General features: G+C 34.1%; 27 protein-coding genes. 12 read left to right on the top strand and 15 right to left on the bottom strand.

Going from position 1 to position 25,711, the window contains the following annotated elements:
- Positions 1-50: 50 nt before the first annotated feature.
- From ACEN2H_RS05190 to ACEN2H_RS05180, 3 genes are all read right to left on the bottom strand, one after another.
- Positions 51-644, bottom strand: a complete 594-nt coding sequence (locus ACEN2H_RS05190) for a hypothetical protein (RefSeq protein ID WP_441731061.1) — start codon at positions 642-644, stop codon at positions 51-53.
- A 19-nt stretch (positions 645-663) separates the two neighbouring features.
- Entirely contained in the window at positions 664-1,482 is an 819-nt protein-coding gene (gene kdsA, locus ACEN2H_RS05185) for a 3-deoxy-8-phosphooctulonate synthase (protein ID WP_441731059.1), read from the bottom strand.
- 165 nt (positions 1,483-1,647) lie between these two features.
- Positions 1,648-2,115 carry a 2-dehydro-3-deoxyphosphooctonate aldolase gene (locus ACEN2H_RS05180; protein ID WP_441731057.1) on the bottom strand — a complete coding sequence of 156 codons (468 nt, stop codon included), beginning with the start codon at positions 2,113-2,115 and terminating at the stop codon, positions 1,648-1,650.
- A gap of 153 nt (positions 2,116-2,268) precedes the next feature.
- On the opposite strand from ACEN2H_RS05180, the gene ACEN2H_RS05175 reads away from it, so the two are divergent.
- Together ACEN2H_RS05175 and ACEN2H_RS05170 are read left to right on the top strand one after the other, a co-directional pair.
- Entirely contained in the window at positions 2,269-2,832 is a 564-nt protein-coding gene (locus ACEN2H_RS05175) for a YeeE/YedE family protein (protein ID WP_441731055.1), read from the top strand.
- Positions 2,829-3,242, top strand: a complete 414-nt coding sequence (locus ACEN2H_RS05170) for a DUF6691 family protein (protein ID WP_441731053.1) — start codon at positions 2,829-2,831, stop codon at positions 3,240-3,242. Before ACEN2H_RS05175 ends, ACEN2H_RS05170 begins: the two co-directional genes overlap by 4 nt.
- Before the next feature lie 44 nt (positions 3,243-3,286).
- Here ACEN2H_RS05170 and ACEN2H_RS05165 read toward each other — a convergent pair whose 3' ends face one another.
- The 3 genes from ACEN2H_RS05165 to prmA all read right to left on the bottom strand — a co-directional run bounded on the left by ACEN2H_RS05165 (position 3,287) and on the right by prmA (position 5,623).
- On the bottom strand, positions 3,287-3,964 hold the full coding sequence (locus tag ACEN2H_RS05165) for a lysoplasmalogenase (protein ID WP_441731051.1): 678 nt from the start codon (positions 3,962-3,964) through the stop codon (positions 3,287-3,289).
- A gap of 328 nt (positions 3,965-4,292) precedes the next feature.
- Positions 4,293-4,568 (bottom strand): ATP-dependent Clp protease adaptor ClpS, encoded by a 276-nt coding sequence (locus ACEN2H_RS05160; protein WP_441731049.1) that lies wholly within the window; start codon positions 4,566-4,568, stop codon positions 4,293-4,295.
- Positions 4,569-4,789: 221 nt separating this feature from the next.
- The gene (prmA, locus tag ACEN2H_RS05155) at positions 4,790-5,623 is read right to left on the bottom strand and encodes a 50S ribosomal protein L11 methyltransferase (protein ID WP_441731047.1); all 834 of its coding nucleotides are present in this window, start codon (positions 5,621-5,623) and stop codon (positions 4,790-4,792) included.
- Positions 5,624-5,718: 95 nt separating this feature from the next.
- Between prmA and ACEN2H_RS05150 the strand changes: the two genes are divergently transcribed.
- Positions 5,719-6,942, top strand: a complete 1,224-nt coding sequence (locus tag ACEN2H_RS05150) for a porin (RefSeq protein WP_441731046.1) — start codon at positions 5,719-5,721, stop codon at positions 6,940-6,942.
- 49 nt (positions 6,943-6,991) lie between these two features.
- On the opposite strand, the gene tpiA is transcribed toward ACEN2H_RS05150, so the two are convergent.
- The 5 genes from tpiA to ACEN2H_RS05125 all read right to left on the bottom strand — a co-directional run bounded on the left by tpiA (position 6,992) and on the right by ACEN2H_RS05125 (position 11,307).
- A complete protein-coding gene (gene tpiA / locus ACEN2H_RS05145; protein WP_441731045.1) occupies positions 6,992-7,744 on the bottom strand; it encodes a triose-phosphate isomerase in 753 nt (250 codons plus the stop codon).
- 38 nt (positions 7,745-7,782) lie between these two features.
- Positions 7,783-8,277: a TlpA family protein disulfide reductase gene (locus tag ACEN2H_RS05140; RefSeq protein ID WP_441731043.1), complete on the bottom strand. Its 495-nt coding sequence runs from the start codon at positions 8,275-8,277 to the stop codon at positions 7,783-7,785.
- Between the two features lie 211 nt (positions 8,278-8,488).
- On the bottom strand, positions 8,489-9,565 hold the full coding sequence (locus ACEN2H_RS05135; protein ID WP_441731042.1) for an ABC transporter permease: 1,077 nt from the start codon (positions 9,563-9,565) through the stop codon (positions 8,489-8,491).
- 85 nt (positions 9,566-9,650) lie between these two features.
- Entirely contained in the window at positions 9,651-10,751 is a 1,101-nt protein-coding gene (locus ACEN2H_RS05130; protein WP_441731040.1) for a BT_3928 family protein, read from the bottom strand.
- A 13-nt stretch (positions 10,752-10,764) separates the two neighbouring features.
- Positions 10,765-11,307, bottom strand: a complete 543-nt coding sequence (locus ACEN2H_RS05125; RefSeq protein ID WP_441731064.1) for a DUF1599 domain-containing protein — start codon at positions 11,305-11,307, stop codon at positions 10,765-10,767.
- Positions 11,308-11,395: 88 nt separating this feature from the next.
- Here ACEN2H_RS05125 and folP point away from each other — a divergent pair, with 88 nt between their 5' ends.
- The gene (gene folP, locus ACEN2H_RS05120) at positions 11,396-12,232 is read left to right on the top strand and encodes a dihydropteroate synthase (RefSeq protein WP_441731039.1); all 837 of its coding nucleotides are present in this window, start codon (positions 11,396-11,398) and stop codon (positions 12,230-12,232) included.
- A 656-nt stretch (positions 12,233-12,888) separates the two neighbouring features.
- Here folP and rlmH read toward each other — a convergent pair.
- From rlmH to ACEN2H_RS05105, 3 genes are all read right to left on the bottom strand, one after another.
- Positions 12,889-13,362, bottom strand: coding sequence for a 23S rRNA (pseudouridine(1915)-N(3))-methyltransferase RlmH (gene rlmH / locus ACEN2H_RS05115; protein WP_441731038.1), 474 nt, complete (start codon positions 13,360-13,362; stop codon positions 12,889-12,891).
- Positions 13,363-13,368: 6 nt separating this feature from the next.
- The gene (locus ACEN2H_RS05110) at positions 13,369-14,787 is read right to left on the bottom strand and encodes an adenosine deaminase (RefSeq protein ID WP_441731036.1); all 1,419 of its coding nucleotides are present in this window, start codon (positions 14,785-14,787) and stop codon (positions 13,369-13,371) included.
- A 201-nt stretch (positions 14,788-14,988) separates the two neighbouring features.
- The gene (locus ACEN2H_RS05105; RefSeq protein WP_441731034.1) at positions 14,989-16,947 is read right to left on the bottom strand and encodes a mechanosensitive ion channel domain-containing protein; all 1,959 of its coding nucleotides are present in this window, start codon (positions 16,945-16,947) and stop codon (positions 14,989-14,991) included.
- A 529-nt stretch (positions 16,948-17,476) separates the two neighbouring features.
- Between ACEN2H_RS05105 and nadC the strand changes: the two genes are divergently transcribed.
- The 4 genes from nadC (at position 17,477) to priA (ending at position 22,407) form a co-directional block, all read left to right on the top strand.
- Complete coding sequence (gene nadC / locus ACEN2H_RS05100) at positions 17,477-18,334, top strand: carboxylating nicotinate-nucleotide diphosphorylase (RefSeq protein ID WP_441731032.1); 858 nt, start codon at positions 17,477-17,479, stop codon at positions 18,332-18,334.
- Positions 18,335-18,423: 89 nt separating this feature from the next.
- Positions 18,424-19,356: a YihY/virulence factor BrkB family protein gene (locus ACEN2H_RS05095; RefSeq protein ID WP_441731030.1), complete on the top strand. Its 933-nt coding sequence runs from the start codon at positions 18,424-18,426 to the stop codon at positions 19,354-19,356.
- A gap of 119 nt (positions 19,357-19,475) precedes the next feature.
- On the top strand, positions 19,476-19,904 hold the full coding sequence (locus tag ACEN2H_RS05090) for a DUF2147 domain-containing protein (RefSeq protein WP_441731028.1): 429 nt from the start codon (positions 19,476-19,478) through the stop codon (positions 19,902-19,904).
- Positions 19,905-19,953: 49 nt separating this feature from the next.
- Positions 19,954-22,407: a replication restart helicase PriA gene (gene priA, locus ACEN2H_RS05085; RefSeq protein ID WP_441731026.1), complete on the top strand. Its 2,454-nt coding sequence runs from the start codon at positions 19,954-19,956 to the stop codon at positions 22,405-22,407.
- Between the two features lie 9 nt (positions 22,408-22,416).
- Here priA and ACEN2H_RS05080 read toward each other — a convergent pair whose 3' ends face one another.
- Positions 22,417-23,112 (bottom strand): LytR/AlgR family response regulator transcription factor, encoded by a 696-nt coding sequence (locus ACEN2H_RS05080; protein ID WP_441731024.1) that lies wholly within the window; start codon positions 23,110-23,112, stop codon positions 22,417-22,419.
- A gap of 166 nt (positions 23,113-23,278) precedes the next feature.
- Between ACEN2H_RS05080 and rpsF the strand changes: the two genes are divergently transcribed.
- The 4 genes from rpsF (at position 23,279) to ACEN2H_RS05060 (ending at position 25,644) form a co-directional block, all read left to right on the top strand.
- Positions 23,279-23,620 carry a 30S ribosomal protein S6 gene (rpsF, locus tag ACEN2H_RS05075; RefSeq protein WP_441731022.1) on the top strand — a complete coding sequence of 114 codons (342 nt, stop codon included), beginning with the start codon at positions 23,279-23,281 and terminating at the stop codon, positions 23,618-23,620.
- 4 nt (positions 23,621-23,624) lie between these two features.
- Positions 23,625-23,921, top strand: a complete 297-nt coding sequence (gene rpsR, locus ACEN2H_RS05070) for a 30S ribosomal protein S18 (RefSeq protein ID WP_274781569.1) — start codon at positions 23,625-23,627, stop codon at positions 23,919-23,921.
- 65 nt (positions 23,922-23,986) lie between these two features.
- A complete protein-coding gene (rplI, locus tag ACEN2H_RS05065; RefSeq protein ID WP_441731020.1) occupies positions 23,987-24,424 on the top strand; it encodes a 50S ribosomal protein L9 in 438 nt (145 codons plus the stop codon).
- Between the two features lie 746 nt (positions 24,425-25,170).
- Positions 25,171-25,644 (top strand): DUF6495 family protein, encoded by a 474-nt coding sequence (locus ACEN2H_RS05060; RefSeq protein ID WP_441731018.1) that lies wholly within the window; start codon positions 25,171-25,173, stop codon positions 25,642-25,644.
- The last annotated feature ends 67 nt before the right edge of the window (positions 25,645-25,711 follow it).

Genomic DNA, 25,711 nt, shown 5'->3' with positions numbered 1-25,711 from the left:
ATGTAGAATTCTTTCTTTTTAGGCTAACTAATATTTATGCTTAAATTTCGCTACTCCACAGGTTTTGGACTTGATCCCAGGTTAATCTGAATTTTATCAGTATTTCCTATTTTAAACAAGGACGAAATATCATCGTGTCTTGAAAATTCAGTATTGATATAGTTCAAACCATCAGTATGCTCGTACATTAAGAATTGGTTCGTCATTACCGTTGGAGTATTGTTATATGTCCCATCAAATTCAGAGCCAGTAGCAATTGTTCCTGTTACATTTACGGTTTGATCTTGCGTCATTACATATTTCATATGATCTACTCTTATGGCAACACTATACTGGTCACTAATAAAATAGCCAATTCTAAAATTAGTTTGAGGAATTGTCATTCTCGTGGGATTTATATAATCAGTATGCCAACCTTTAGGCTTATCATGAGCAGTAGCATTATGAAGCGTAAAGTTGTAATCTTTCCCTTTAAAAGTAATATCTGATTTGGAGTAGCTTTCTCTGTTTCCTCCCCAGGATATAAAAATTTTTCCTTTATTATGTGCAGTATATTTATCTTGTATTTTAATCTCTTCTTGAGCACTTATAGTATTAATAAAAACAAACGCTAAAAATGCGGCGTATAAAAATGTATATTTCAATGAATGTATTGTAAAAAAATTATAATTTATTAATCGTTTGTCTAATGGCGACTAATTTGGTCATTAAGGCTTCAAAATAATCCAAATGGAGCATATTTGCGCCATCACTTTTTGCATTTGCAGGATCAAAATGAGTTTCTATAAAGATACCATCAACACCTACAGCAATTCCTGCTTTAGCGATTGTTTCAATCATATCAGGTCTTCCCCCAGTTACTCCAGCAGTTTGATTGGGTTGTTGTAAAGAATGTGTTACATCCAGCACCGTTGACGCGTATTGTTGCATTGTAGGAATTCCTCTAAAATCAACTATCATGTCTTGGTAACCAAACATAGTTCCACGATCCGTAACCATTACGTTTTGGTTATTGCAATCCAAAACTTTTTGTACCGCATGCTTCATGCTTTCGGGACTCATAAATTGTCCTTTTTTCAAGTTTACCACTTTTCCAGTGTTGGCAGCAGCCATCACTAAATCTGTTTGACGTACTAAAAAAGCGGGGATTTGCAATATATCTACATATTGAGCAGCCATTGCAGCATCTTCGTTAGTATGAATATCTGTTACCGTTGGAACATGGAAAGTTTCAGATACTTTTCTCAATATTTTTAATGCTTTTTCATCTCCAATTCCAGAAAAACTGTCAATTCTAGAACGATTTGCTTTTTTGAAAGAGCCCTTGAATACGAATGGAATTTGTAATTTATCAGTAATTCCAACTAATTTCTCAGCAATTCTAATTGCCATTTCTTCTCCTTCAATAGCGCAAGGACCAGCTAACAAGAAGAAATTTCCGCTATCGGTGTGTTTGATTTGGGTTATATCTTGTATATTCATAAGTATTGTTTTTAAAGTTGCAAAGGTAGTTATGATTTGCTATTTACGGTTTATAAATTATACTTATTATAGAGAACGATTGTGTGAGTAGGAGCTAATTCCTGCTATCCACTTTATCTTCTTGTTTTTAAAGGAAAAACAAGACGGATGCCGCTGCTATCAGGGCTATGGCATTATGCTTTTAATTATTTTTAAACTAAAACCAACAGGTACTTTTAAGGCTCCTTTTTCATAGATATTCATATATAATAGAACAGGTTTTTTTTGACCATCCCATTTCACCTCATAAACATCTAAAAAACCAGCTCCCATTTCGCTTCTTTTTGTAGGGAAAGGGCAGCAACTTTCCCGTTTTGTAAAGCTAAGTTTTTCTCCTTTTGGTCCTGCCAAAGCATTTAAGAAACGTTCTTGATTGATCGTCTCATTCCTCGTGCTGTAATAGAAAATATTGATGGGATAATCTTTGTCATATCCATATTTTTTATCTTTACTGTATTCTGTAATTACAAAAGTATTGTTTTTGCTAAGTTGCGGAAGAGGAGCATTATCATCAATATTTTTGATAGTGGATCTGCTGCTGATGCAGGAAGCAAAAAAGAGAATTACAGTAAAAAAGAGAATTAATTTTTTCATTTAATTGATATAAGTTGTGGACGAATCTGATTTATATAATACAAATATAATCAGAACTGCTAAGGCTATCGTGTCCTATATAAATATTTGTTCTTGATTTGTTTTATATTTCATAATAAGAAGGCTTACTTTTGTAAAAATTAAAACAACAAAATGGAGATTATTTTTCAAACTTGGCCATGGTATGTATCTGGTTTTTTAATCGGAATGATTATGCTGTGTCTTATCTATTTCGGGAAAAATTTTGGAATGTCGTCAAACCTTCGTTCGCTTTGTTCGATGTCAGGATTGGGTAAACGTGTTCGTTTTTTCGATTTTGACTGGAAATCTCAGCGTTGGAATTTAGTCGTTGTTGCTGGTGCAATGCTGGGTGGTTTTGTTGCTGTTCATTTTATGAGTGACCCTTCAAACGTTTCCATTAATCCAAAAACTATAGAGCAGTTGGCCAAACTTGGAATTGATGCACCACAGGGAAAATTACTGCCTGAAACACTATTTGGTAATCAAATATTTCAGTCACCTATGAATATTTTAATATTGCTAGTAGGTGGACTATTGATTGGTTTTGGGTCTCGATATGCAGGTGGTTGTACGTCAGGACATGCTATTTCTGGACTGAGTAACTTACAAATTCCTTCATTAAAGGCAGTTATTGGTTTCTTTGTTGGCGGATTGATTATGACTTATTTTATATTCCCTTTAATTTTTAAAGTATGAAAGTATTAAAATATTTATTAGTTGGTTTTGTTTTCGGAATTGTATTGACAAAGTCGGAAGCAGTTTCTTGGTATCGAATTTATGAGATGTTTCAGTTTCAATCTTTTCACATGTTTGGAATAATTATGGTAGCAATCGGCACCGGGATAATTGGAATTCAGATTATAAAAAGAAGAAAAATAAAAGACATCAAAGGCTTGCCTATTGAAATTTCAGATAAAGAGCCAGGATCATTTCGTTACTTGATAGGTGGATTGATTTTTGGATTAGGCTGGGCGCTAGTAGGCTGTTGTCCAGGGCCGATATTTATATTACTCGGAGCTGGTTTTTGGAGTATTCTCATTGTGTTTTTTGGAGCGCTGGTTGGGACTTATTTATATGGAGTTTTGAAGGATAAATTGCCTCATTAAATTCATGCAAACAAAAAAAATAGCATTTCTTAATTTGAGCAATGCTATTTTTTTTGGTTTAAACTAAAAATTCCTTTTACGATGAGATATTGAGCTAGCAGATAGGTGACCATAATTAAAAGGGGCGCTTGGATGATTGATGCACTTAAATAGAATTTATCGAATGTCAATATGCTGTCTGAACAGACAAAGATAATGGCGCCCAATAGAATATACCAGTTAGCGGGTTCTTCCCAGATTAAAAATCCTTTAAAAGCAAACAACAACATAGTCGAAAGCGACAATGCGTAAATAAAAACAGGAATTTTAAAATCCCCAAGACTTGGCGATAGTATCGCTAACATCGTCATAAAGTACACTATAATTACTGTAACACCAATCCAGAATACAGCTTTATTTTTTCTGTTCCTTATTTTTAATTGCTTGCTAAAAGTAATGATGTAAACGATGTGGGATAGCAGGAAAGCTATCAAGCCACTTATAAAGTATGCTTCGTGCCTGTTCGAAAATAGGAATAGAACGTCTCCGATCCAAGAAAATACTAATGCCGTTACAAGAAGCTTTTTTGATGGAAAGTTGACGTGAAAAATTACGCCGAGCAATAAAAAGGGAATCAAAAAAGGTTTCATAAACCATGCAAGCTGTTCTTGACCTAAAAATACGATTAGAAGGTAAAGTGTGCTTATCCCAATATAGCTTTTTAAGAAGAATTCGTTTTTCATGTTTATTTTTATGAATTAATAATAAATTCCTTTTTGTACTTAGACTTTAAAAGAAAACAAAATTTCATAAACAGTGAGAGTGTTGCGCAAGCAATAATTATATAAAAGCCCATTTGAAGCGGCGGATTAAGTCCGAAGCTTTTTCCGAAAAAGACCCGAATCGCAATTGCTCTTAAAAAGCCCTAAGCTTTTCGAAAAAAGTGGTCGCGCTATAATTAATATTTTTCCATAAAAAAAAATCTAATCTACTCAAATATAGAGCAAATCAGAATGTTTTTTTGATATTATTGTCAAATAAAACCTTTTTAAAGGATATTACTGCTTAAATTTAAGCAATTTCAGCGCTCAAACCGGCCTCAAGCAGTTGGCTACATTGCGGCTTCAATTTATCAAGCGAGCCTGTTTTGACGGTGCATTTTCCCTTGTAATGTACTATCAAAGAGCATTGCTCTGCTTGTTCTGATGTATGCTCACATACTCGTATTAGAGTTTCTATGACGTGGTCAAAAGTATTAACATCATCATTATAAACTATAATTTCGTTGTTTATTGATGGAGCCTTTTTTAAAGTTACTTTCTCTCTTACTTTTTCTTTTGTACACATCTTTAAATAATTTTGGGGTTTAAATAAAAATATAGTTTGTTTTGTTTGCAATGGTACAAAAATTAAAATTTTGTACCATTGTAAACGGGTTTATATAGTGCTAATCGCTAGATTTAAGACTCCTTAACTTTCTTGAAACGCAAACATTTTAATAAATGGCTTTCGAATAATTTGTAATGATGTTTGGAAAGTTTTCGCTATCATCCAAAAATTTCCTCAAGCTAATTTACGTATTTTAGTGAAACCCAATTGTTTCTTTCGAACTTTTTAACATATTTCAAACCTTTTTCGGTGCAAGAGCCATTAATAAAGGGGATGTCTTCTTCATAAAAACCACTTAAAAGAAGCGTCCCTTTTGGATTCAAACAATCAACATAACTTTGCATGTCTTCCAATAAAATATTGCGGTTAATGTTGGCAATAATCAAGTCATATTTTTTGCCCTTCAATAATGTGGCATCACCTTCATAGACAGTAATTTGATGGCAATTATTACGTTCTGCATTTTCTATTGAATTCAAATAACACCAATTGTCAATGTCAATAGCATCAATTGGTTGTGCGCCTTTCATTTCTGCAAGAATAGCCAAGATGGCTGTCCCGCAGCCCATATCGAGTGTTTTCATTCCGCTAACATCCGTTTCTAGTAAATGTTGAATCATCATGTGTGTTGTTTCATGGTGACCGGTCCCAAAGCTCATTTTCGGTTCAATAAGGATATCAAATTCAGCGTCGGTTTTTGGGTGAAAAGGAGCACGAACGTGACAATTTCCTTCTACATCGATAGGTTCAAAATTCTTTTCCCATTCTTCATTCCAATTTACTTGATCTATCTCTTCGAAAGTATAATCAATTTTAAACTCCTCAGATTCAAGAATATGGATATCCTGAAGAATTGCCTCATCCCATAGGTCTTTTTGCACAAAGGCGGAAATACCAGTTTCAGTTTCAGCAAAACTTTCGAATGCTCTTTCGCCCAATTCTGCGATTAATATTTCTGAGCCTAGTTCTTTTGGCTCAATATTAAAATGATATCCAATATATATGTTTGACATGTCTATTTTTTTTGCAAAGGTAGCAATCACTATTTAAACTGCATTTGTAAATCAAATTTTATTTTACATTTGTACTCAAAAAACATCAGTATAACATGAAAGGATTAGTCTTATTTTTGATCTTTGTATGCAGCATGTCAATCAGCGCTCAAGTGAACATCAAGCAAAGCAAACAAGATAATGATTTAATGTTATCAGCGCTTCCGTATTATAGTTTTGGTAAAGGAATTGGAATAACTTCTCCTGATAGTTTATATCAGTTAAATATTCGTTTCCGAATGCAAAATAGGTTAACTTATGCTGAAAACGAAGATGAAAAGAGGAGTTATGATGGACAAATCCGACGATTGCGTTTGCGATTTGACGGTTATGTAGGTTCACCAAAATTTTTGTATGCACTACAATTGTCATTTGCCCCCGGCGACGTTGGCGAAATTAGAGAAGGCGAAAATATTAATATTATTCGTGATGCGGTTGTTTTTTACAGACCTAATAAAAACTGGAATATCAGTTTTGGACAAACAAAATTGCCTGGCAACCGGCAGCGTGTAAATTCTTCAGGCGGATTACAGTTAACAGATCGATCGATTAACAATGCCAGATTTACTATTGACAGAGATTTTGGTTTTCAAATTCACAATATAAATGAGTTTAGAGATAAATTTTCATATAATTTTAAAACGGCTATAACATCAGGTGAAGGAAGGAACATTACTGGAAATGCAGATGTAGGAGTGGCCGTTACAGGTAAAGTGGAATTGTTGCCTTTTGGAGCTTTTGCTAGAGATGGAACCTATTTTGAAGGGGATCTTGTTAGAGAAAAAAAGCCTAAGTTGTTGCTTTCCGGAGCTTTTCAGCAAAATAATGATGCTAAAAGAACGCAAGGTCAACTAGGGAATGATTTATTTGAAGCCCGTACTATGAAATCAGTTATGCTTGATGCTATGCTCAAATACAATGGCTGGTCTGTCATGTCAAGTTATATGTCTAGGACTACCTCCAGGAATGCTGTTACGTTCAATCCGGAAGATGTTACACAATCTAATTTTGCTTATGTAGGTAATGGATTTGATCATCAGCTGAGTTATAATTTCCTGACGAATTATGAAATTATTGGAAGGTATTCTACACAAAAAGTAGGAGAAGATATTAGGGCTTTGGCACCCAATACGAAACAATATACCATTGGTTTGACTAAATATATTTGGGAACATACTTTTAAAGTGCAAACTGAATTAACTTTTGATGCCTTAAATTATTATGACGGAACCATAAAAAATAATTGGTACCTACGTTTTCAGGTCGAAATAGGCATATAAAAAAAGCGATAAAATGAATTATCGCTTTTTTATAAAACTATCGTGAATTTTAAAATGCAGTAACGATTGCAATGAAATCATCTACTTTTAAAGCTGCTCCACCAATAAGACCTCCGTCTACATCTGGTTTAGAGAAAATTTCTTTGGCATTGTCGGGTTTTACGCTACCACCATACAGTATAGAAACATCTTCAGCGATATCGCTTCCATAAGCTTTACGAACAGTTTCTCTGATAAATTCGTGCATTTCTTGTACTTGTTCAGGAGAGGCTGTTTCTCCTGTTCCTATAGCCCATACTGGCTCGTAAGCCAATACAATATGATTCCAGTCTTTTGCTGCTATTTGAAATAATCCATCTCGCAATTGATTTTCTACAATGTTGAAATGATTTTTTGATTGACGGTCTTTTAACTCCTCACCAAAACAAAAAATTACTGTCATGTCGTGTTCTAACGCAGTGTTTACTTTACTGGCAATCAACGCATCAGTTTCATGAAAGATTGCTCTACGCTCTGAGTGTCCAAGAATTACTATACCTACGCCAACACTTTTTAACATATCAGCAGAGATTTCTCCCGTAAAGGCTCCACTTTCAGATTGGTGTACATTTTGAGCAGCTACTTCGATGGAAGTAAATTGTAGATGATCTACTGCTGAAGATAAGTTTACGAAAGTAGGCGCTACTATAACCTTTACTTCAGTATCTATCGGCATTTTCTCTATTAATTCATTTAATAAATCTTCAGTCTGCTCCGAATTTTTATTCATTTTCCAGTTTCCAGCTACAATCTTATTTCTCATTTCGGTTTGTATTATATTTAGTTATTGTTTTTAGTTCGTTATTTTAAATTTTCTAATGTTTCATTGATTTGGTCAAAATCGGTTTCTATTGCACGATACAAGGCAATATTACCGGTTTTGTCTACGATGATGTATCTAGGTATCCAATCTAGGTCTATGGCCTTTGCAAACACACCTTCCATTTGGTCGTTGGCCATATAGTGATCGCCTACAAGTTCATGCTTTTCTATTCCTGTTTTCCATTTGTCAGCCGTTTTGTCCATAGAGATAAAGACAAAGTCAACATCAGTATTATTTGCCTGAAGTTCTTTTATTTTTGGCATTGCTTTTACACAATCTCCACACCACGAAGCCCAAACCTCGATTACTACTGTTTTTCCTTCATGCTTCTTTAGAACATCTCCAAATGCAAGCTGACTTCCATCAGAGGTTAATATTGTTTCTGACAAAGCTTCTTTTGAAAAGCTAGTTTTTTTGTCATTGGTACAAGAAAATGTAGCGAATGCAATAAATAAAGCAAATATTATTTTCATTTTTTATATTTTAAGCAAAGTTAAAACAAACAATTTGATTGAGGATTATAGATTGTTTTTTTTTGGATATACTGTTTTTTAATCACAAAGCCTGCCGTTTTAGTGATGAAATCTAAACTGCAATCGTTGTAGTTAAGCTGAGATTGACAGCTATTTATGATTTAATAATAATTTTATTTCTAAAACAAATAGAATTTTTGGGTGTAAGGGGCTAGGAGAGTCTAATTTTTGGATCGAGATAAGCGTAAATAATGTCTACGAGAATGTTTATTACGACAAAAGTGGTCGAAATGACAAGAACAGCGCCCATAATAACTGGTAAGTCCAAATTATTTAATGCTTCTACAATTTCTTTCCCTAAACCATTCCAGCCAAAAATATACTCCACAAATACCGCTCCTGCTAGCATGGATGCAAACCATCCAGAAATTGCGGTGATTACGGGATTTAGTGAGTTTTTTAAAGCATGTTTTCTAATGATCTGAATTTCAGATAAGCCTTTGGCTCTTGCGGTACGGATATAGTCTTGTCCGAATGTTTCTAGTAAAGAGTTACGCATCAGTTGGATCACAACGGCTAACGGGCGAATTCCCAGAACGATTGCAGGTAAAATAATGTTTTTCCATTGGATGTACCTTCCTTCACCAAAATCATCTACCTCATATAAACTCCCAGTCATATTTAAGTGCGTATATTTTTGGAGGACAAACCCAAATAGCCATGCAAAGAGAATGGCACTAAAAAAAGACGGTATGCTCATTCCTAGTGTGCTTACAAGCGCAATCATACGATCGATCCAAGTGTCTTTGTGTAAAGCTGAGACAATACCGAAAATAATACCGAAAACAATAGCAATCACAATTGCAAAAAGGGCCAAAATAGCTGTGTTTGGCAAGGTGTTTCCAATAATTTCAGAAACTTTTTTACCACTTTTCTGAAAGCTTTCCCTCAAATATGGAGTCTTGATAACAAGAGTCGTTTGTCCAATTTTAAATAGCGATGCAGCATTGTATTTTCCTTCCTTCAAAAAGCTGTAGTCCGATTCGTTATTGCTGTGAATTGAAATAGGCGAAAGGTCGTTGAGATAGTATAAATATTGGGTCGAAATGGGTTTGTCAAAACCGTACTTTTTCTTTATCAAAGCTAGTTGCTCTGAATTTTCATTTTGATCCAACATCATTCTCGCAGGATCGCCAGGCAAAACGTTGAATAGGAAAAATATCACAGTAATCACGCCATAAAGGGTGAGCAGTGCATAGCCGATTTTCTTTAGAAAGTATTTTAGCATTTATTTTTTAAGTCAAAAGTCAGTTGTCGAATAGTAATAAGGCAAAATTTGGTTCCGCCTATAATAATGCGACTTTGTGACCTTTTTATAGATCTAATTTTTTGATGTCGTTGTAATGCACTTTCTGCTTAATTGTTCCTTTTTCAAGAACAACGATACTTGGGTTGGCTCTTTCGATGGTTTTTAAAGTAGTTGCATCGCAAAAGTAGAAGTCGAAAGTTAAACCGTATTTTTTTTGCGCTTCGGTAATTAGCTTCGGAGATGAAGCTGTCATAGCGATAACTTTATAGCCTTTTGCTTTAGCTTCTTGATTTAATTTTTCGAGTTTTTGCATTCCGCCTTCTTCTGAGTTTGCCAAATCATAAGTGACAAACATTAGCAGTTTTGGTTCTTGAAGTAATTCTTCTTTATAATCTGAATCCTCTTTTACCATCGTGAAATCATGGATGGGAGGAACGTATCCTTTGGTAATTACCTTGTCTTTTCGATCCACAAAAGTTGCAGCTTCTGGAATTGCCATTAAGTCTTTTTCTGTAAATTCCGTATCGACCCCATTTACGTTATATATAAAAATCATTTCAACAACTGATTTTGGGGCACCGTCCGGAATTTCCATTCCTTTTTGGATGTTAGCACCTACTTGATAAGGTCTAAAATCGATTATTGGTAAATGATTGAGTACCCAAACGGCCATAAACATACATAGAATGATGCTTGCATAAGTGATTATATTTTGGACGGAGTTCTGAAAAAGAGGTTTTACTAAATCTTTATTTATGAATAGAAGTAGAATGAAAAATAGTAAAACAATATCCTTAGTGAAGGATTGCCAAGGAGTAAGATGCAATGCATCGCCAAAGCAACCGCAGTCTTTTACAACGTCAAAATAGGCGGAATAAAAGGTTAAAAAGGTAAAAAATCCTATCATAAGTAATAAACTCCAAATAGTGAATTTTGATTTGTAACCTATAAGTAGCATTACGCCCAATACCACTTCTAGTATAACCAAGAATAAAGCGAGTCCCAAAGTTAATGGAACTAGAATAGGCATATTAAATACAGGTTCACTGAAATACTCATCTAGTTTATATGAAAAACCTACTGGATCGTTCAGTTTAATTAATCCCGAAATAATGAATAGTAAACCAACGAATATTCTAGAAAATTGAGTAAGTACGTTTTTCATATTTTATTTTGTTTTATTTAGCGAAATCCATTAAGATCAATGCAAAAACTGCATAGTTGATCATATCTTGATAATTAGCATCGATGCCTTCTGAAACGATTGTTTTTCCCTTATTGTCTTCGATCTGCTTGACTCGAAGCAGCTTTTGTAAAATCAGATCGGTTAGTGAACTAACTCGCATTTCGCGCCAAGCTTCTCCATAATCATGATTCTTATCTTCCATCAACTGTTTGGTTAGTTTGATTTTGGAGTCGTATAATTCGGTTGCGTTTTTTACATCTAAATCAGGCTGATCTGCTACTCCCAATTCTAATTGGATAAGTGCCATAATGGAATAATTGATAATCCCAATGAATTCGCCCGTTTCATCTTCGTTTACTTTTCGGATTTCGTTTTCCTGTAAACTTCTGATTCTTTGCGCTTTTATGAAGATTTGATCTGTTAATGACGGCAGTCTAAGTATACGCCAAGCGCTACCGTAATCAGTCATTTTATTGATAAAGAGCGAACGACAAATCGCAATTACCTTATCGTATTCTTGAGAAGTATTCTTCATTATTGGTGTATATTTGTCTAATAATTTTCTCAAAAATAACATATTTTTTTTGAATGTATAATTTTGAAGTCCTTAAAACTGTAAACAAATGACTATTAACTGCAAAGGCCAACTGATAGACTTAGCAACTCCCAAAGTAATGGGGATATTGAATCTTACTCCCAACTCGTTTTTTGATGGAGGAAAGTACAATTCTGGGGAATCTGGGGAAAGTGAAATGCTTTCTCAGGTGGAAAAAATGCTAACTGATGGCGCTACGTTCATTGATATCGGAGGATATTCAAGCAAACCAAATGCCGAATTTGTTTCTGAAGAGGAAGAGCTTGACAGAATTGTTCCTGCGGTCCAGTTAATCCTGAAACACTATCCAGAAGCTATACTTTCTATTGACACTTTTAGAAGCGGAGTGGCTAGGGTCTGTATAGAAAAAGGGGCGGCAATTATCAATGATATTTCGGCTGGAAATCTAGACAATAAAATGCTGGAAGTGGTAGCGAAACATAATGTTCCATATATTATGATGCATATGCGTGGAACGCCACAAACAATGCAAAGCATGACAAATTACGATGATATCGTTAAAGAGATGCTTTTTTATTTTTCAGAGAGAATCCATAAAGCTAGAAGTTTAGGTATAAACGATTTGATAATTGATCCTGGGTTTGGCTTTGCCAAAAACCTCGAGCAAAATTATGAAGTTCTGCAAAAACTACAATTGTTTGAAATGCTAGAGTTGCCGTTATTGGTTGGTTTTTCAAGAAAATCAATGATTACAAAGTCTTTGGATATCAGTTCGGCTGAAGCTTTAAATGGAACGACGGTTTTAAATACTATCGGCTTAACTAAAGGAGCCAAAATTTTGAGAGTTCATGATGTAAAAGAGGCGGTGGAGTCTGTTAGGCTATTTAATAAAATTAATTTTTAGTGATTAGATGTCTTTGCGTAAGTTTTTTTGTATTTAAGTCCTGAGTAAATATTGAGGATATATTACGGCTGAAATTGCATAGCACTATTGTTCGAAATAAATAAGATCATTCTCTGTTTAACATTTTTTCAGAATAAACAAGAAAGACACAACGGCTATAGTCAATAGGAAAAATAGCATTATTACTACCAATTGGGTTTTTAAGTCAGACAAGCGTTCGCCTTTGCGAGTTGTAATTCCTGAAGCCATAAAATTACAGGATAAGAAATGTAAAGAAAAAGCGCACAAAAACGAAGAGGCATAAATTATTATTACTATTCTGATAGTAGTTTTAAGAACAGGACTTTAATTCTTTTTATAGAAGTGTACTATAAAATGGAAAAGCCAATCGGGACGACTATCTTTTTTGATATAAGCAGTTAAATTGTAGTAAATAATGTCCTAGTAAAACAAGATGAACTGGAAACCTTTGTTAAAGGACTGGTCGATAAATCAAATCCATACCAATTCTGCTTTGATAAAAAAATGTCGTTTGATGCCTATATTAATAGTGTTATTTACTTTTATTCAGTTAATTTACAAACAGATGATCAATACGTTTTATAGAACTGAACACTAAAAACGCAATATTTAGCACTGAGTACTGAACACTGAAATTACTGGTGATGATAGGGTTCGTTTTTCAAAATAGTAAAACCGCGATACAACTGTTCGATAAAAAATAGACGTACCATTTGGTGTGAAAAGGTCATCAGTGAAAGCGATATTTTCCCTTGTGCTTTGGCATATACAATATCTGAAAACCCATAAGGACCTCCAATAACAAAAACTAAAGTCTTTACGCCCGAATTCATTTTCTTCTGCAATTCTTCTGAAAATCCTACGCTGGAGAAATTTTTTCCGTTTTCGTCCAATAAAATGAGTTGGTCCGTTGGCGTGACTTTGGCCAATATCAATTCGCCTTCTTTTTCCTTTTGCTGGCTTTCAGATAAGTTTTTTACATTCTTGATATCGGGAATGATATCCAGATCGAACTTAATATAAAAAGACAAACGTTTGGTATAATCGTCAATTAAAGATTGTAATGCTTTATTATCGGTTTTGCCAATGGCGATGAGTTTGATATTCATTGTATTTTATTTTATTGGAAATTTAGCTTCAAAAGCTTTGAATCGGAGATCAAGATCTTCCAATAATTGTTTCTTAACGGATTCATCTTTTATAAAACTGTAATAGATACTGTCGTATACGTACTGTTTGATGTTTGCGTATGAAACGTTCTTATATCTTTTGGCTAATAGTACATATTGCTCTGTCATATTAGTTCTCAATATGCCCGCATCGTCAGTGCTAATAACAATAGGAACACCAAACTCCCTATATAATGAGAACGGATGGCGGGTTTCTTTTACCTTTAAAATAAACTCATTACTCACCAAGTTGATTTCGATAGCGATATTGTTTTTCGCCATATAGCGCAAAAGCTCATATGGATTTTCCTCGTAGGCAAGATCAACTCCATGGCCTATTCGGTAGGCGCCCGCTGTATAAACAGCTTCTCGGATGTGCCAAGTAAGATCTTCGGGTTGCACTAGTCCTAAGGTAAGTTCTCCCGCGTGCATCGAATATTTGACATTAGGATATCGGCTGTTGCAGTACTTGAACATGACCATATGAAGCCAGTAATCTTTCATAGAAGTCTCACCGTCTTCTGGAGAAACAATATTTACACCCGCCATAAGTGGGCTGCTGTCAGCAGAAATAAAAGCAACGACGAGGTTTTTGAACAAATCTACAGGTTCCATAAATCGTAAAACAAAATTTTGGTAGCGCATCGTAAAACGGGCATCATCGATTTTAAGTTCATTATGGAGTTTGGCAACAAAATCAGTATTGAAGTCTTCTGCATAGGATGCAGCGCCTTTTTGAAGTACAGAAGAATATATGGAGTCCAGCAGTTGGTTAATTCCAACTTCATTTCTGTTAACCGCCAATTGTCTTAATTTTTGGTTGTAATTCGTCAGTTGATCGGTATTGATATCGCTTGGTATTGTAGATAATTGTGTTTCTATGTAACTTACATTTTCCTTAATGGCCCTATTTTTCAATTCCAACAATCCTTCTCCAAAGTGACCAACCAGTGCCGAGCTAAATTTGTCAAAGGATTCAAAAAACAATTTATCAGAGGGATAATCGACATTGTTATAATCTTTAATGGACCATTTTTCCATTATTTGTTGTTTATAAGCGCTTAATTGCCCCTGACTTTTTAATGTTGAAAATAATTCCCAAGTCCCGCTTGAAGTTTTCTCTTTAAGTACTTGCATAGTTGCAGTATTCAGGTAAAAATCTTCATTTATTGCATCTTCCAGAATAGGCTCCGCATAAATGGATCCACTGTAATGGTGATGCAGGTCACCTCCTTTGGGCATTTGAGAAAAGAATGCAGTTAGCTCAGCCTCATTGTTTCTGATTTTTTCAAAATAAGTGTTGGTTGGTTGCGAGTAGCCAAAATTCAGTAAGGCGGAAAAAAGGAGGGTAAAGTATATTTTCATAGGTAAGGTTTAGTCAATATGTGTTATGTCTTGTAAATGATTTATAGTCTGGGGTAATTTTTTAATCTTCAATTTTCTCTAGATGATTTCAAATATAAAGGATTATAAAAAACTGAGTTTTTATTGAAGGCTAGATTTAGCGAAAAAGCTTTCCTAACTTTAGGCACTTTAACTGTTATTAAGTTCATTCTTTCTGTTTTTTTATTGCTTATCCTGTACTGTACTTTTGAAGTTTACATTAAAGAAAGGAGCTTTATAGTCCTTACCCAAATAACTTGTTGGAATCGTTGAAGTATTCCCATCTCTAGCAGCGCGGTAATGTGGCGACATTATTTCAATTCCTCGTTCATTGCAAATATCCTGAATGTTTTGGTGTAGCATAGAGTAAATAACCGCTTGTTTATTTGGTTCATTAATATATGCATTAATTTCGTAGGAGACATAGAAATCATCCAAACTGGTTTGCAACACAAAAGGTTTCGGTTCCTGCAAAACTAAATCTGTTTTAGAAGCCGCGTCAATTAGCGCCTGATGCATATCTTTCCAAGGCACATCATAACCAATGGTTATTGTGGAATGGATAATCAAACCTTTTTCTGGAGCATCGCTGCTGTAATTTATGGTATGACTGCTCATTACTGTCGAGTTTGGGATTGAAATGATTTCGTTTTTTACGGTTCTAATTCGGGTTACTAGCAACGATTTTTCAATCACATCACCTACTACGTCACCAATTTTAACACGATCACCAATTTTAAATAATCGCATATAAGTGAGAATTAAACCGGCAATGATATTAGAAAGTGAACCGGATGAGCCAAAGGTGAATAGGAAACCGAGAAAAACAGATACTCCTTGAAATACTGCAGAGTCGCTTCCCGGAAGGTAGGGAAAAATTACCACTACCATAAATGCAAAAACAATAACGCGAATGATTTGGTATGTTGGGTTAGCCCAATCCGGATAAAAACCGGACAGTTCCAAATTTCCTTTTTCAATTTCATTTTTTAAGAAATGGATTCCTTTTAAGACATAACGAAAAACGAAAACGATAACAAGTATTGTAATTAGGTTAGGTAAGTAATTCCAAAATCCAATAATGATGTTTTTAAGTGGGTTTAAGATATACCCAAAAAGAGTTCCGGCGAAATCCTTTGTCCAGGGAAAGATACCAAACAGAATAGGTAGAGCTACATAAACTAAAAGCAGTATAATCAGCCATTTCAAAATCGTATTGACATTAAGTAGCGCATTCACTTGCTGATGGGCATCGAACAAAGTGAAGTTCCTGATTTTTATTCCATGGATGCGTTTGCCTTCCTGCTTTTTAATTTTAATCGCTGTCCAAAGGAAAAACTTCATTACATATGAAATTAATGCACCCATTATAATTAAAACGAGCAGTGCCAATCCAATCTCTTTTGCTAATGTCGTTAAACTAGTTTCTTGTAGATAGTTGTTTACCGCCTCACCAATCAGTATTTGGTATTTTTTGGCTAGCTCTTCCTTAGTAGAGTTATTCCAGAGTGCATCATTTTCTGATATACTCATAATAATACTTTCCCCATAAACTAAATCGACTGTCGTTTCAGACTCAGCAACTTTTAAGGAATCAGCTTTAAAACTGTAGTTATCTGAGAGATTTTCTACTCTAATACTAATAGCATCGGCTCTGTCTTTTGCTGAAAAACTACCTAATTTACTATATACTTTAAACAATGTGTCATTAAAAAAACCTATGACGGGATATCCTTTAGCTGTAAGCCTCATAGAATCAATTTGTGCTTTTTTTTCAGCCAAACGTTTGGATTCCTTGTCATTTAAAGCTTGCAGTTGTTTTTGCAATTCTTCTTTTTTAAGGTTGTCGGATGTTTTTAATGACAAAATTTGCAATTCAAGTTCCGCCCTCTTTATAGAATCGGTAATTCGTTGTCCTTCTACAAGAGTCAGTTTTTTATTAAATGACTGAATGAGGGAAGTATTTAGCGAATCATTTTTTTTGTTGAGGATGGCTTGCTGTGAAAATGATACAGTTGCAAAAAGCAATAAACACAAACAGATAACCACTCTTTTTATCCCAATTGTTAGTGGTAATTTTTTTTCATAATTCATCGTAATACTGCTTTTTTTCTTTTGGTGATTATGGTGATTTTCTTGCATCGATATATTCAGTTAGAGTGATTAAACCTGGTACTTTGATTTTATAAGTTTTATGCAAATAAACATTCTTTTTTTTGATACTGCGAGGTTCGTTTCATTTTTCATCGCTAGGCCCACTCTCAGCAGAGATTATTAATAATGTTTTAAATAGACTTTTTTAAATTAAAGGCGTCAATATTTGTAACTGTATTTAGTACTTTTTAAAAACGAGTTATTTATAGTTATCTCTAGAACTTGTATGCAGTATTTTTTCACAAAACATGCATACATACAAACAAAGCATTAGCTTTCTACTCAAGCCTTTTCCAATAAGCGATTTAAAACAAAAAGGCAAATTTATCTTATAGGTCTGAGGTGCGGGCCTAAATTAATGTTTATTTCTATAAATCTACAAAGTAATCTTTTTAGTCATAGTGTAATTAGGGAGTTTTACTCAGAAGAGTAAGATAAAGTTAGGAATACTTTGGGAAACAAATTTTCAAATCCACAAAATATACGCTACTTTAGCGGTACACAAAGTCCAACGATAATGATTAGCGAAGCCCAGTTTCAAAACGAGTTACAAATTCTAATTTCTAATGCTATCCGCGAAGATGTCGGTGATGGAGATCACAGCTCCTTAGCTTGTATTCCTGTTTCGGCGCAAGGGCGAGCAAAACTTTTGGTCAAAGACGAAGGGATTATTGCCGGAGTAGAATTTGCTAAAATGATTTTTAACTTTGTGGATCCCAAACTTCAAGTGGAAACCTTTATTGAGGATGGAACAGAAGTAAAGTCTGGTGATATTGTTTTTAATGTGTCAGGAAGCTCGCAATCCATTTTAAAAGCAGAAAGGTTAGTGCTAAATTCCATGCAGCGCATGTCAGCTATTGCTACAAAGACTAACAGCTACGTCAAGTTACTTGAAGGAACTAACACAATGATTTTGGATACTCGCAAAACAACTCCCGGTTTTCGTGTTGCTGAAAAATGGGCAGTAAAACTAGGCGGGGGCGAAAACCACCGTTTTGCACTTTATGATATGATTATGCTCAAAGACAACCACATTGACTTTGCAGGAGGAATTACCTTGGCCATATCAAAAACAAAAAAGTACCTTACTGAACAGAATCTAAAACTGAAAATCATTGTTGAAGCGCGAGACATTGATGAAGTCAAAGAAATCATAGTCTGTGAAGGGGTTTATAGAATCCTTTTGGATAACTTTGATTATGAGATGACGAGAGAAGCAGTTGCTTTAATTGGTGACAAATGCTTGACCGAGTCTTCGGGAAATATAAATGAAGAGACAGTACGAAATTATGCCGAATGCGGTGTCAATTATATTTCTTCGGGAGCCTTGACTCATTCTATTTATAATATGGACTTAAGCCTGAAAGCAATTTGATTTAACTTACATTATCTTTGTTTTGATTTAGGAGCAATGCTGTACACTTTGCGATAAAAAATGGATGATTTAATGAAAATGTGTAATTAATGTCAGCAGAAATAGAAGAAAGAATTGAAAAAATTCCAGTATTGAGAGATTTGGCCCGCTTTTTAAAAGGGGTAGAATTACATTGGTTAGAAGGCCTGTCTCTTTACGATTTATTGGAATTATATATTATTGGGATTGCCGAAGGAGCGCTGTCTAATAGGGCTGGTTCGATTGCGTTCAGTTTTTTTATGGCGTTATTTCCTTTTGCGCTATTTATTTTTAACCTTATTCCGTATATCCCAATCGAAGGTTTTCAGCAGGATTTTTTAAAATTCGTGTCTGAGGGGGTTCCTCCAAATACTTATTATGCGATCGAGAATATTGTTGATGATATTCTTCATAATAGTCATTCGGGTTTGTTGTCTTCTGGGTTTCTTTTGTCTATATTGTTGATGGCAAATGGATTAAATGCTATTTTGGGAGGATTTGAAAACTCACGGCATGTTTTAGTAAAAAGAGGTTTTTTTCATCAGTATTTTGTGGCTATAGGAATGTCTATTATATTAAGTTTTTTGCTTATTCTTACTGTTGCTATAATTGTAGTATTTGAAGTTTTTATTCAAAAAATCACTGTTCACAATGTCTTAAGTGAGCAGATTCCTTTAATAGTTTTAGGCCGATATGTATTCTTGTTGCTAATGATTCTAGTTACAACATCGATACTCTTCAAGTTTGGAACTAAACATGACAAAAGCAGATCCTTTATATCTATTGGTTCTGTCTTTACTACAATTTTCACAATTATAATTTCTTATTTCTTTGGGATTTGGGTGCTGCGATTTTCTCAGTACAATCAGCTATACGGTTCTATAGGAACCTTGTTGATCGTTATGTTTTACATTTGGATCAACTGTATGATTTTACTCCTCGGTTTTGAATTAAATTTAGCGGTTAACAACTTGAAAAAGAAAAAGAAAATTAGCTTAATGTAAAAGCTTTTACTGATTTTATGCTAGCTTTGGTGAAAACAAATGGCTTTTTGTAGCTGTTTACTAAATGAGCGCAAAAAAAATTATTAGACGCTGTACTATTTGGGTTAAAAAAATAAATAATGAAAAAAATCTTCACTGTTTTAATATTACTTATATCTCCACTGTTCTTTGCACAAAGCAATGGAGTTACAGGAATGTGGAGAACCATAGACGATGAGACTGGTGAGGCTAGAGCAATCGTTGAAATCTACGAAAAATCCGGAAAAATTTATGGAAGAGTGATGGAGATTTTTGCTCCTGAACATAAAAAAGATATATGCAAAAATTGCTCGGGACTGGATGCTAATAAACCAATCTTGGGATTGACAATTATAAAGGGGCTATCTAAAGACGGCGATGAATACAATTCTGGAGAAATTATGGATCCTAAAAATGGTCGACATTACAGATGTAGTATCGTTTTAAAATCGAAGAACAAGCTTAAAGTTCGCGGATATATTGGAATTGCATTATTAGGTAGGACACAATATTGGTATAGAGTTAAGTAATTTTTCTATGCCCAAAAAAAACTAATTCTATTCACACAATATTCAAATAATGTCTTTTTTCGCAGAAGTAATTTTACCGCTTTCCCTTGCTAAAACGTTTACTTACAGCGTTTCTGAAACAGAATATAATTATATCAAAAAAGGAATGCGTCTTGCAGTGCCTTTTGGTAAAAGCAAAATCTATACGGCATTAGTTATTGACACGCATGAAAATCAACCATTATTATATGATGCAAAGGAAATTCATCAAATTCTTGATGAAAAGCCAATTGTAACCGAAGTTCAGATTGCTCATTGGCAATGGATTGCATCCTATTACATGTGTGCAATTGGAGATGTATATCGCGGGGCTATGCCAAGCGCGCTATTACTCGAAAGCGAAACAATAATTTCTCAAAAAACAGATGTTTTCGTGGATGAAAGTGAACTTTCTGACGATGAGTATTTGATATATCAAGCATTACAGCAGCAATCTTCATTAAAAATACAAGATATAGTTAGTATTTTGAATAAAAAGAACATTTTTCCAGTCATTCAAAAACTGATAGATAAGAAAATATTGGTTCTTCAAGAAGAAATGCTGGAAAGCTATAAACCCAAGTTAGTTAGATACATTCGATTACATTCTATATATGAGTCGAATCTGGGGTTAAGTGAATTACTAGATAAATTAAAAAATGCCAGCAAGCAAAAAGAAATTGTCTTGCGATTTTTTCAATTAAGGGCATCCGAAAAGAAGCCCGTCACTGTGAAAAAGTTGATTGAGTTAACGGATTCTACTTCGGCGACCGTAAAAGCATTAATCGATAAAGAAATATTTGAGGATTATTTTATACAGGAAGACAGAGTCAGTTTCTCCGCAAAAACAAAGGAAGAGGAATTACAACTAAGCAATGCGCAACAAAATGCTTTTGAGTCTATCAAGGCCAGTTTCGTCAAGAAAGAAGTTTGTCTTTTGCATGGGGTAACATCAAGCGGAAAGACAGAGGTATATATCAAGTTGATTGAAGAATATCTAGTTACTGGCAAACAAGTACTGTATTTATTGCCAGAAATTGCACTCACAACTCAACTAGTGACAAGATTAAGTGCTTATTTTGGAAATAAAGTGGCTGTTTTCCATTCTAAATACAATAATAATGAGCGGGTAGAAGTTTGGAATCAAGTATTAAAAAACTCTGAGAAAGCACAAATTATAATAGGAGCGAGGTCGGCTTTGTTTTTGCCTTTCCACGACCTCGGGTTTATAATAGTAGATGAAGAACACGAACAAACGTTTAAGCAGGTTGATCCGGCACCACGTTACCATGCGCGCGATGCTTCAATTGTTTTAGCTAGTTACTATAAGGCGAAAGTTTTGCTAGGCTCGGCAACGCCTAGTATTGAAACTTATTTTAACGCCAAATCTGATAAATACGGTCTCGTAGAAATTACCGAACGTTATGGCAAAGTGATGATGCCTGAAATAGAATTGGTAGATTTAAAAGACAAATACTTTCGCAAAAGAATGAAAGGTCACTTTAGTGATTCTTTGATTGAGGGAATTACCATTGCACTGTCATTAGGAGAGCAAGTAATTTTGTTTCAAAACAGGAGAGGATATTCCCCGTTATTGGAATGTATGACCTGCGGGCATGTTCCGCAGTGCCAACAATGCGATGTAAGTTTAACTTATCATAAGCATAAAAATCAATTGCGTTGCCATTACTGCGGATACTCGATTGCTAAACCTACACATTGCCACAGTTGTTCTAGTGTCGAATTGACAACCAAAGGGTTTGGTACAGAGCAAATTCAACAGGAGTTAATTGCTCTTTTTCCTGATAATAAAATCGGGAGAATGGATCAGGATACCACTCGAGGTAAATTTGGGTTCGAAAAAATCATTGATAGTTTTAAAAATAAAGAAGTCGATATTTTAGTGGGAACTCAAATGCTGGCCAAAGGATTAGATTTTGATAATGTGAGTTTAGTGGGGATTATGAACGCTGATAATATGTTGTATCACCCTGATTTTAGAGCCTTTGAAAGAAGTTTCCAAATGATGGTTCAGGTGTCGGGGCGCGCAGGGCGTTCTGAGAAGCAAGGAAAAGTAATTATTCAATCGTACAACCCCAATCACAATACGATACAGCAAGTGACAAATAATGATTACTGGGGTATGTATAATGAACAATTGTATGACAGACAGATTTATAAATATCCGCCGTACTTTAGAATAATAAAGCTCACATTAAAACAGCGAGATTTTAGCAAATTAAAGGAAGGTGCAATGTGGTTGTATGAGGTAATGAGCTTGAATTTGAATATGCCCGTTCTAGGTCCAGAAGAACCCGCTATAAGCAGAATTAGAAACGAATATATAAGGGTCATCATAATTAAGATTCCTCAAAACACTTCAGTGGCAGGAACAAAAAAAACTATTCAAAAAATGTTGAATAGTTTTGATTCAGTGGCCCAATATAGGGCGATTAAAGTTTCTGTAAATGTCGATTTTTACTAAAGTAATTTTTTATGCAACTGATAGGGCTTTTATTAGATCTTCTTTTTTGTTTCGGCTCAAGGGTATTTTCATAGGGCCAATTTCTGCAAATTTACTATTGAAGCGTTCCACTTTGTCAATATTTATGATGTACGATTTGTGCACTCTTACAAACTTTGTTTTCGATAGCTCGTTTTCAAAAGATTTCATAGTGGAAAGTACGAGGTGGCTATCCTCATCAGTAACGACTCTAACATAATCACCAAAAGCTTCAATCCATTTGATTTTGGAAGTAAAGATTTTTAATTTTTTCAAATTACTTTTAATAAAAACATGATCTCCTTCTTCATCTCTGGTGTCTTGCTTTAATTGATATAAATCAATTGCCCTTTTGACGGATGCATTAAATCGATCAATTGCGATTGGTTTTTGAAGATAGTCGGTTGCATCATAATCAAAGGCTTTGAGTGCATACTCTGCTTTCGAGGTTATGAAAACTATTTGAGGTTTTGTTTTTAATCCATCTAAAAAATCAAAACCACTAATTACAGGCATTTCAATGTCAAGAAATATTAGGTCTACATTATGTATAGACATGCAGCTCCTGGCTTCAATTGCATTCGAGAAATCCCCTATTAAATGTAAGTTTGGATGGTTATTAACTAACTTTGCGATGATCATTCGTTGAATCGAACTATCGTCCACTACAACACAGTTTAGTTTCATGAATTTTCATTTAAGGTTTTGGAATAGTAAATATATTGTTAATTTTCAGTTTTACAAAAACTAATATTGTTTTTCTTTGTAGTTAAACGATTAATTCAAAAAAAACATTGATTATTGAAACTTATTGGCTATTTTTGCACCCAAATTAACAAATAAATAAATATTTATGAATCATTATGAAACTGTTTTCATTTTAAATCCCGTTTTATCTGATGTTCAGGTAAAGGAAACAGTAAGCAAATTTGAAGATTTTCTTACTACTAGAGGAGCCAAAATGGTATCGAAAGAGGATTGGGGCCTTAAAAAAATGGCTTACGAAATCCAAAATAAAAAAAGTGGTTTCTACCACTTGTTTGAGTTTAACGTGCCAGGAGAAGTTCTTATCGCTTTTGAAACTGAATTTAGACGTGACGAAAGAGTTATGCGTTTCTTAACTGTAAGTTTAGACAAGCATGCCATTTCTTGGGCTGAAAGAAGAAGAACAAAATTAAAATCTCAAAAAGCGTAATATCATGGCTACATTACAACAATCTGCTTCAGGAAAAAAAGACGGGGATATCAGATATCTTACGCCTTTAAACATAGAAACTAACAAAACTAAAAAGTATTGTCGTTTCAAAAAATCAGGTATCAAGTACATCGATTATAAGGATGGTGATTTCTTATTGAAATTTGTAAACGAACAAGGGAAAATTCTTCCTCGTCGTTTAACAGGGACTTCATTGAAATTTCAAAGAAAAGTGTCTGTTGCTGTAAAAAGAGCACGTCACTTAGCTTTAATGCCATATGTGGCTGATTTACTAAAATAATATTTTAACTCAGTTGTTGGTTTTCTGAAACATGAAACCTAACTTCTATAATAAAGGACAACAACATGGAACTTATATTAAAACAAGACGTTCAAAATTTAGGATTTAAAGATGATGTAGTAACGGTAAAGAATGGTTACGGTCGTAATTTTTTAATACCACAAGGTCATGCACATTTAGCAACATCTTCTGCAAAGAAGGTATTAGCTGAAAACCTAAAACAAAGAGCGCATAAAGAAGCTAAAGTAGTAAACGATGCGCAAGCATTGGCTGAAGTTTTAAAAGCTATCGAAATCAAAATTACTGCAAAAGCGGGTGGAGAGAAATTATTTGGTTCAATCACAAATATCGACATCGCTGCTGCATTAGCTAGAGGAGGTCAAGTAATTGATAGAAAATTCATCACTAGTGGTATTGTGAAACGTATTGGTAAATACGCTGCAAGTGTGCGTTTACATAGAGATGTAATCGTAGAATTACCTTATGAAATCGTTGCTGAATAACTTACTTTATTTATTAACAAATTGTTAATATTTTCTTATTAAAAATTTAAAATCACCCTCATGGGTGATTTTTTTTGGCTAATTTTTAGTGACATAAACTGATGTCTGTCTAGCTATGAAGAAATGATACAGAATTAATAAAAAATTTAATTATGAGTAGTAAACAAAAGTTCACTACTGTTGTATTATGGGTTGTTAGTTGCAGGTACTTTTGTTTTTCAGTCCTATTTTAAGTTAGTCTATAATTTGAATAACGAAGTCGAATTTCAGCATACACTTCTTTATCTGCAAAAAAAAAGCTTGTTGTTTAGTGAAAACTTGTGCCTTACTAGTTGTTTTATTTTCGAATACTAAAAGGGTTGTCGTTTTAAATTCAAAGTTGTAAATCTATTTGTTTATTAAAGATCTGATGGTATACCATATTCTATCGAGGCTTGCGCGTTAAACAAACTGCCTCTTTAGATTTCTCCAGTGATTTAAAGATTTGAGCACATCGCTTAATCTAGCTGACTTTGAATATTGTAGGTATTCTTCGTTTCGATAGTGATGTGTTTTAGGTGTCGTTGCTTCAGGAAGGTCAAAATTAATAAATTTGAAAGAAGGCTTTTTCTATTTAAAAATTTTATTTTTGCATTCAAATTTTCAAGGTCATTTAGATGTTGAGAACCTAATGATCAAAAGGTCAATTCACAGAAATATAGAATTGGTATCCATTCTAAATGGGAATTCTAAAAAGTAAACTAAACATGAAATATACAAGATTAACAAAGGAACAGTTTGAAGAGTTGACGCAAGAGTTTAGCACTTTTTTGGCAACTCAAACTATTGATAAAGCGGAATGGGATACCATTAAATCCGAAAATCCAGAAGTTGCAGAACAAGAATTGGACGTTTTTTCTGATTTAGTTTGGGAGGGAGTACTTACAAGAGCGGAGTATTTAGAACATTTTTCAAAAAATCATGTTTTTCTTTTCCAAAGTTTCGATACTCATGTTCAATCCATAATTCTTAAATCATTAGTTCCTGAAGTAGATTTTTTAACTAAAGAAGGATTGCAATGGCTTAGTGATAATATGTTTACTGAAACTATCGAAATGAAAGTAGGTAAAAAAGAGTTTTCTGAAGAACGCAATAGTTCTATATTTGCATTAATACAGCAGGGGGCTTTTTTGACTGACGGTCAGTTATACAAGCAAATAAATACGATTATTGAATCGTAATTCGGTTGTTATTTATTTTAAATTGGCTATTTTAGTACATTATTTTCAAGTACTAAAGTAGCCAATT

Source organism: Flavobacterium sp. W22_SRS_FP1 (assembly GCF_052113685.1).
GTDB lineage: Bacteria > Bacteroidota > Bacteroidia > Flavobacteriales > Flavobacteriaceae > Flavobacterium.
The sequence above is the reverse complement of the archived record's forward strand: the minus strand, read 5'-3'. Positions and strand labels throughout refer to the sequence as shown.